At 42.7% G+C, this 8,051-nt stretch carries 4 protein-coding genes; 1 reads left to right on the top strand and 3 read right to left on the bottom strand.

Annotated features, from left to right (window positions below; genetic code table 11):
- Positions 1-4,018, top strand: a 4,018-nt coding sequence (locus tag E1163_RS04650; RefSeq protein ID WP_155169999.1) for a PKD domain-containing protein, incomplete at its 5' end; no start/stop codon positions are given.
- A 234-nt stretch (positions 4,019-4,252) separates the two neighbouring features.
- Here the strand turns inward: E1163_RS04650 and E1163_RS04655 are convergent.
- The 3 genes from E1163_RS04655 to E1163_RS04665 all read right to left on the bottom strand — a co-directional run bounded on the left by E1163_RS04655 (position 4,253) and on the right by E1163_RS04665 (position 8,011).
- A complete protein-coding gene (locus E1163_RS04655; protein ID WP_155170001.1) occupies positions 4,253-4,582 on the bottom strand; it encodes a hypothetical protein in 330 nt (109 codons plus the stop codon).
- 133 nt (positions 4,583-4,715) lie between these two features.
- Complete coding sequence (locus E1163_RS04660; protein WP_155170003.1) at positions 4,716-6,644, bottom strand: PAS domain-containing hybrid sensor histidine kinase/response regulator; 1,929 nt, start codon at positions 6,642-6,644, stop codon at positions 4,716-4,718.
- Between the two features lie 5 nt (positions 6,645-6,649).
- Positions 6,650-8,011, bottom strand: coding sequence for a sigma-54-dependent transcriptional regulator (locus E1163_RS04665; RefSeq protein ID WP_155170005.1), 1,362 nt, complete (start codon positions 8,009-8,011; stop codon positions 6,650-6,652).
- Positions 8,012-8,051 lie beyond the last annotated feature (40 nt).

The following is an 8,051-nucleotide window of genomic DNA, read 5'->3' on the forward strand; positions in this document are numbered from 1 at the left end:
ACAGCCTGTAGCCAATGCAGGAACGGGAGGAAATATGTGTGGAAAAGATGCAGGAAATCCTTTTACATTTTCAGCGGTAGCAAGCAGTGGTACAGGAACCTGGACACAGCAAAGTGGCCCCGGTATTTCAACTTTTGCAGATAGCAATCTGGCAACAACCTCTGTTACAGTAGACACTTATGGAACCTTTGTATACAGATGGACAGAGGTTAATGGGGGGTGTTCAGATTTTGACGAAGTAACCGTTATATTTTATGAACCTACAGTGGCTGATGCCGACCGAGGTAATGGTACTCCTTATGATGAGTGCGACCAGACATTTTTACTGGATGCCGTTCCGAGTGTATCCGGAAGCAGCGGAGTATGGTCTATGTTGAGTGGCGCAGGAGTGGCTACTTTTACAAATAGTACCAGTCCAACTACTCAGGTTTCCGTTAGTGCTTATGGTAACTACGTATTCCGTTGGACAGAATCTAATGGGGTTTGCACCAGCAGCGATGATGTAGAGGTGAACTTCTACTTGCAGCCAGTCGCTAATGCTGGTTCGGGAGGCAGCGAATGCGACCTTGATTTTACTTTTAATGCTTCGCCAAGTATTGGAACGGGTCTTTGGACACAAACCGGCGGTCCTGGTATTTCTTCTTTTGTCGACGCAAGCAATCCGGGAACAAATGTTTCAGTGGATACCTACGGTACTTATGTATACCGTTGGACAGAGAATAACAATGGGTGTGTCGACTTCGATGAAGTTACGGTGAATTACAACCAGGCCCCTGTGGTAATAAGTGTAGCTGATAACGGTACTGTGCTTTGTGAGCCTGCAACGGTCAGCCTTAGTGGTGAGATTGGAGGCGGAGCTACTACAGGTAGCTGGAGTTTGGTATCTGGCGGAACGGGTACATTGAGCGCCAGTAGTCTTACTGCGAATATTGTGACAGCCACATATATTGTAGCTCCTAATGAATATGGGCCTTTGGTTTTCAGGTTGACAACCGACGATGCAGATGGAGCAGGTCCATGTACTGCAGATTTTGCAGAAGCCACAATAACCATAAATCAGGCAGCTCAGGTATCAGCAGGTGCTGACTTCGAAATTTGTGAGGATGAAACAGCCACGATTAATGGTGTAATAGGAGGGGCAGCCACTTCTGCGACCTGGGGTGGAGGAGCAGGTACCTTTGGTAATGTTAACGATCTTAATACAACATATATCCCGACAGCAGCAGAAATAAATGCCGGTTTTGTTATCCTAACCCTGACTACTAATGATCCTGATGCTGCCGGCCCTTGCGTTCAGGAAAGTGATGATGTAAGAATCACAATTAATGCTTTGCCTGAAGTAGCTCTTACCGGTTTAAATTCTGTATATGCGGAAAATGACGCCCCGGTAGAAATGGAAGGCTTTCCTTCGGGCGGTACTTACACTGGTCCCGGGGTTAATTCCGGAACCAATATTTTTGATCCCTCCAATGCCAATATAGGCAGCGGAACCCCTAACCAGATTGTATATGAATATACGCACCCGGTTACAGGTTGTACTAATTCTGATACCGTACAGGTTATTGTTAATGCAGCTACTACAATCAACTTTACTGTAGATGGTGCTACAATTGATAATAACACAGGTAATCAGCAGATATGTGCTGAACAAGGACTGGTGAGGTTGTTTGGCAGCCCATCTGCATCTACAGGCCTTTCTCCTACCAACTTTACGAGCACTACACCAGGATTAATAACCCAGTCCGGAGGACAGTACTATATTCAAACTGATGGTTTTGGTCTTGTATCTGATACAGTTAGAATTCAGTATACCTATACCAACTCTGATAATGTTACCACCATTATATTTAAAGATGTCATAATCTTTGGTAGCCCGGTAGCGGGAATATCTGTAACTAATTCATGTATAGAGGATGTTATCACGTTTACCGATGCTACTTCCGTACCGGCTTCCACCTCTTTGATGAGCTGGGTATGGGATTTTGGGGACGGAACATTTAGCAACCAACAAAACCCGACGCATACCTATGAAGATCCGGGGATCTATACCGTCAAATTAACGGCTATAACTGCTCAGGGGTGCTCTGACCAGACTTCTCAGGTTGTTCGGGTTGGAGAAGTTCCTGAAGTTAACTTTGACAGATCTGAAATTTGTAATGGTGATGCAACAGAGTTCCGTGATCTGTCAGATGCAGGCTCAATAAGTACTATTGTAACTCATACCTGGGATTTTGGCGATGGTGAAATGATTACCGGTCCGTCTGGTGATGTTATTCCAGCCGGTACCCACGGTGGAAGAACTACAGGTACTTATATGCATCCTTTCCACGAGTATATCAACGTGGGGAATTACGATGTTACCTTAACGGTGGAGACGAATGATGGTTGTACCAATTCGGTGACAAAGAATGTATTTATTCTGCCATTTAACATTATTACTATCCTTCCGGAGACGGCTTATGAAGAAGACTTTGAAGCTGATGCCGGAGGCTGGGTTGCGCAATCCAATGAAAGTGCCGTAGGGGATTCAAGTTGGATTTGGAGCGTGCCTAATGGTTCTGTAATCAACAGTCCGGGCAACAAAGCGTGGTGGACAGGAGGTAATTCAGGCTCTTATTATCCATCAGAAGATTCCTACATCAATGGTCCTTGTTTTGATATTTCCGGTTTGAACAGACCGATGATTGCCATGGATATCTGGGTTGATACACAGGATGGATTTGACGGGGCTGTGCTGCAGTACTCTATTGATGGTGGCATCAGTTGGCAGAATATTGGCGTTATCAACGAGGGTATTAACTGGTACAATACGCAGGGTATTATTAGTAGACCGGGAGACAGGCCGGGCAACTTTAATGAAGGTGATCAGGGCTGGACAGGACAAACAGGTGGATGGGTGTCTGCGAGGTTTAGCCTGGATGAAATTCCTGTAGCTGAAAGGGATCTGGTGCGGTTAAGAATTGCTTTTGCAAGTGATGCCAACAATCCTCAGGGTACTGACCTTAATGGATTTGCTTTTGATAACGTCTTCGTAGGGAATAAGACAAGAACCGTATTGATCGAGCATTTTGCTGATACAGAAGTGGATATCAGTAATCAGGCGAGTGATCATTTCGAGCAGATCAAAATGAACCAGATAGCTGCTACCGGAGTTTCTGATTTTACTTTACTGGAGTATCACATAGCCAATTCGGGTGGAGATCCTTTTAATGAGGATAACCCTGGAGATCCAAGTGCCCGATCTCTTTACTACGGAGTATCCCAGGCGCCAAATGCAGTACTTGGAGGCAACCAGTTCAATGGTAATCCATTTGAGATCTCAGCGGCTGATATTGACAGGAGGTCGTTGGAAGACCCGCTTTTTGAAATTACGATTGATACGGTTTCCAGTGGTGAAAAAATGCTGATCGCGGATGTTACCATTGAGGCGTTGGCGACTTTCTCCGAAGAGGTAACCATTCATCTGGCATTGATAGAAACAGAGATTTCCCATGATGGCAAAGTTTACAACAACGTGTTGAAAAAGCTTCTGTTCGGAGGAAATGGTGAAAGTCTGGCGCTTAACTGGGTACCTGGAACAACAAAAACATTGAGGGCCGAGTGGAATGTAGGTATACCTATTTACAATCCGGATAAGCTGCAATACATTGCTTTTGTACAAAACAAGACCACCCGTGAAGTATACGCCACAGCGACAAGCATGGCTCCTCCGAAAGAGGCTGAGCCTGTTACAGGGCTTACCGATGACCTACTTGATCAGGTTAAAAATATCAGTGTGTATCCAAATCCGGCCGATCAGGTGTTAAACTTTGCCATTGCAGAGAAAGCACTGGAAAGTTATACATGGAAGATTGTTGATCAACGCGGCGTGACCATGCAGGAAGGTAAGATCAAGTTTGACAATGGCTTGTTTACCACGAATATAGAAGACCTGTCCAATGGTATTTACTACGTAGTTATAGGTACTGATGATAAAGCTTTGATATATAGAAAGCTAGCAGTAATGAACCGCAAATAGCTTTCGCTTTTTAATGGCTGTCTGCATGAGTAGTTGGCAGATACATATACTTGCTATAACAATAATGTGTAGCGATAAAATCTTTGTTGAATAGCCCTTTAGCAGAGATTTTTCAATAGCTTTTGGGCAGGGCTGGATGGTACTGGTCTAAGTTTAGAACAGTGATTATCATGCTTTTCCGAGCGACAGAGTGATGGTGATTGTTTCAAAAGAATAATATGCACCTTAATAACGCTATTCCTCAATTCTCATGCTTAGCCCGAGCATGTATGCCACTTCCTGAGCGATTCTGGTGTCTTTAAGCTTATGACATTGTTGTTTGGCTAAATCCTTCGAAATATCAATAAGATTGAGATTTTCCCGGATTTGGGGAGGGATTGATGATAGGGATACGGAGTCATAGATAAGCAACTTTGGCTTAAGCCCCCAGTAAAGCAGGCACTCTTCCATACTGAAGAAGTTGAAAACTTTGTATCTCGTTATTTTTTCTAATGCCAGACTCAGCATGTTCCTGTCATAGGAGTCGGAGTCAATCAGGAAGATTACACCATCACGTTGTTTCATAGGGGCTAACTATTTTTATATAGCTATGCCAATAATGTGCCTTGCATGAAAAAAGCCACTACTTTTGAGTAGAGGCTTTTGTGTTTGGAGAATGTGTCTCTATTTGGGATTGCGGTCTCAGATTAAAACTTTCCTATAAATTATTAAGAGCTTGTTTTAATTCTTTGAAGGCTCTCTGGCACTGACTTGAAAGTACATTTACCAGTGACTGGATTTCGTCGGTTTTGTAGTTTTCTCTGCCATAATCTTCTATCTTTTTTACCACCGGCTTAAGTGATTCTATGCCCATAAAGGTAATTGAAGGTTTTAGTTTATGAGCGACATCTCCTACTTTGTTCCAGGATCTTTTGCTGATCAGCTTTTGCATTTCATTTATTGCAGAAGGTGTATTTGAAATGAAGGTTTCGATCATATCCCTCATAAAAACCTTATCACCGTCACATACATTGGTAAGGTAGGTGAGGTCTGTTACTTTTTCTTCCTCTGCCGTTGCTACTTCGCTGGTTTGAAGAGGTTTTTCTTTGGCAAACTTTGATATTACCTTATAAAGGTCCTCAGGCTGAAAAGGTTTGGATAGATAATCGTTCATACCAACCTCAAGGCACTTCTCATTGTCCCCCTTTATGGCATTAGCAGTCAAGGCAATGATGGGTATATAACTTTTTGGAGGTTTCAGTCCTCTCCTGATATTTTTTGTTGCCTCATACCCGTCCATTACAGGCATTTGGATATCCATTAATATGATGTCGTAGTCATTGGTTCTTAATCTCTCCAATGCGATGTATCCATTTTCTGCGCCATCTACTTCACATTGCCATTTTTTTAGAATATTGAGAGCATACAACCGGTTAATGTCGTTGTCTTCCACCAGAAGCACTTTGAGGCCTTTAAAGGAGTAACGCGGTGTGGTTTTAGCCTTGGAGGACTGTGGCTGCACCAGGTCCTTGATTTGTCCGGATTCATATGGAATTACAAATACGAATTTAGTGCCCTTGCTCTCGGTACTTCGTACTTCTATAGTGCCGCTCTGCAACTCCACCAGTTGCTTTACAATAGAAAGGCCCAGACCAGTACCACCATACCTGCGAGTAACACTCTCATCCGCCTGGGTAAAACTCTCGAAGATATGATTAACCTTCTCTTTTGGCACTCCCACGCCGGTATCACTAACAGTAAATTTGATATAATGTGTTTTATCCTCTTTATGATCAAGTTCCACATTTACTGTAATTTCCCCAATATGGGTGAACTTAACAGCGTTGCTTATGAGGTTAATGAGTATCTGGTTTAATCGCACCGGATCGCCGAGCAGTACAGTGTCAGCTTTAGGGTCTATACTGTATTTTAATTCTATTCCTTTCTCTTTACACTGAAATTGAAAAGTATCTATAACAGCACTTAATTGATATTTGATGTTGAACCCGATTTTTTCCAGCTTCAACTTTCCGGATTCAATAACCGACAAGTCCAGGATGTCATTGATAATTACCTTGAGATTTTCAGTAGAATTCTTGATGGCGTTCAAATAGCTCACCCTGTCCTCCTCACTGGTAGCCTCCGTCAGCAGGTTGACCATACCCGCTATACCATTGATAGGTGTCCTTATCTCGTGGCTCATGTTGGCAAGAAACTGCTCTTTGGCCTTTTGCGCCCTCAACAGCTCTTCGGCATCCTTTTTACGTTGGGTTATATCCCTGCAGTCAAGTATCAGCCCTTCAAAGCCTTCTTTATGTTTTAGGTTGATAGAGTTGAACTCCAGGTATTTGTATGAGCCATCTTTACATAAAAACCGGAATTCGATGCTTTCGTCATAAGGCTTCGTGGTACTTTTTTCGAACTCCATTTTGAAGTTCTTCAATGTTTCCGGCTCTACAAAATCAAAAAATATTTTGCCTATGAGGCTGAATGGTGCATGCCCGAGTGTTTCTTCCACGGATGGATTGTGATATAAAATGTTGCCGTTGTAATCAACAATGAAGATGATATCTGAACCGTCCTCTACAACTGCTTTGTAAAAGGCACCTTTATTTACATAGTCTGCCAGGCTTTTTATTGCTTCCATTTACTTTACTTAACAGGTTCGTCTTCCATTTCCTTCAAATATCGATAAATGGTGGATTTACCAATATCCAGCTTGTCAGCTACCTGTAATACATTATTGTCATATTTGTCGAGGTAATATCGTAGGATTTTAAAGGTATAATCCCTGAGTGTCATTTCTTCGAAAAGGAAGTTGGTCTCTTTCGACACACTGTTAAAGCTGATATCGTCGGCCTTGATCTCATTGTCATTGGCCATTACAGCGGCCAGTTCCATTATAGATTTTAATTCACGCACATTGCCGGGGAAAGGGTAACTTAATAGCTTTTCCTGAGCTTCGGCAGATAATCTTAAAGCCGGCAAATCGTTTTCTTTGGCAAATGCCTGCAGAAAGTGCTTGGCCAGTATTACGATATCGTTGCCCCGGTCGCGCAAGGGTGGGAGGTGGACCGGGAGTCCTAATAACCTGTAATAAAGATCCTCTCTGAAATTCCCTTTTTTGACTTCTTCTGCCAGGTCACGGTGAGTGGCTACTATTAACCTGATATCCAGTTTAATAATGTCGTTTCCTCCAATCCGTGTAAGTTCACGTTCCTGTATGACCCGCAAAAGCTTAGCCTGTAGGTTCAGATCCATTTCACCGATCTCATCCAGGAAAATGGTGCCACCTTCCGCTTCTTCAAATTTACCTATACGCCGGGTGTTGGCACCTGTAAAAGCACCCTTTTCATGGCCGAAAAGCTCACTTTCCATAAGTTCAGATGGAATGGCGGCTATGTTCACTGCTACGAACGGCTTCTTTTTGCGTTTAGAGTTATAGTGAATCGCTTTGGCCACCAGCTCCTTTCCTGTTCCTGTTTCTCCGGTAATCGAAACGGTGATATTGGTTTTTACAGCTTTTTCCAGCAAAGCAAAAACCTTTTTTAAGGCGCCACTGCTCCCTACAATACTTTTATCAAACTCATATTTTTCTGAGATCTCCTGTTTCAGGTGATCTATTTGCTTGACCAAGGATATATTTTGCCGGGCATTATTGATAGTGTTAAGCAGCCGGTTTTTGGTGTCCTCATCTTTAGTGATGTAATCGTAGGCTCCGAGCTTTAGCAGCTCTACGGCCGTGCCTATTTTTTCCTGAGCAGAAATAATTATAACCTGAATATTATCAAAAGCTTTGATCTCCGCTAAAACTTTTTCTCCTGGCATATCAGGCAGTGTATAATCAAGGGTGATAATTGACGGTTTTTGGTACAAGTTGTCCAAACAGTCTTTACCTGTAGAAAAAGTTGATACTTCAAAATCAGGATTAAGACTGAGCACATACTGCAAAAATTTGGTATAAGCAGGATCGTCTTCAACAATGAATATTTTAACCGGTTCCTGTTCGTACATACTGTATTGGTTTTATAGTTAGGTTTCTTAAATATAATAT

This window comes from Fulvivirga kasyanovii, from assembly GCF_009711405.1.
GTDB lineage: Bacteria > Bacteroidota > Bacteroidia > Cytophagales > Cyclobacteriaceae > Fulvivirga > Fulvivirga kasyanovii.

Bases quoted from the DNA above. Each gene is read 5' to 3' on its own strand.
- E1163_RS04660 (WP_155170003.1), bottom strand. From the start codon at position 6,644: ATGGAAGCAATAAAAAGCCTGGCAGACTATGTAAATAAAGGTGCCTTT.
- E1163_RS04665 (WP_155170005.1), bottom strand. From the start codon at position 8,011: ATGTACGAACAGGAACCGGTTAAAATATTCATTGTTGAAGACGATCCT.
- E1163_RS04655 (WP_155170001.1), bottom strand. From the start codon at position 4,582: ATGAAACAACGTGATGGTGTAATCTTCCTGATTGACTCCGACTCCTAT.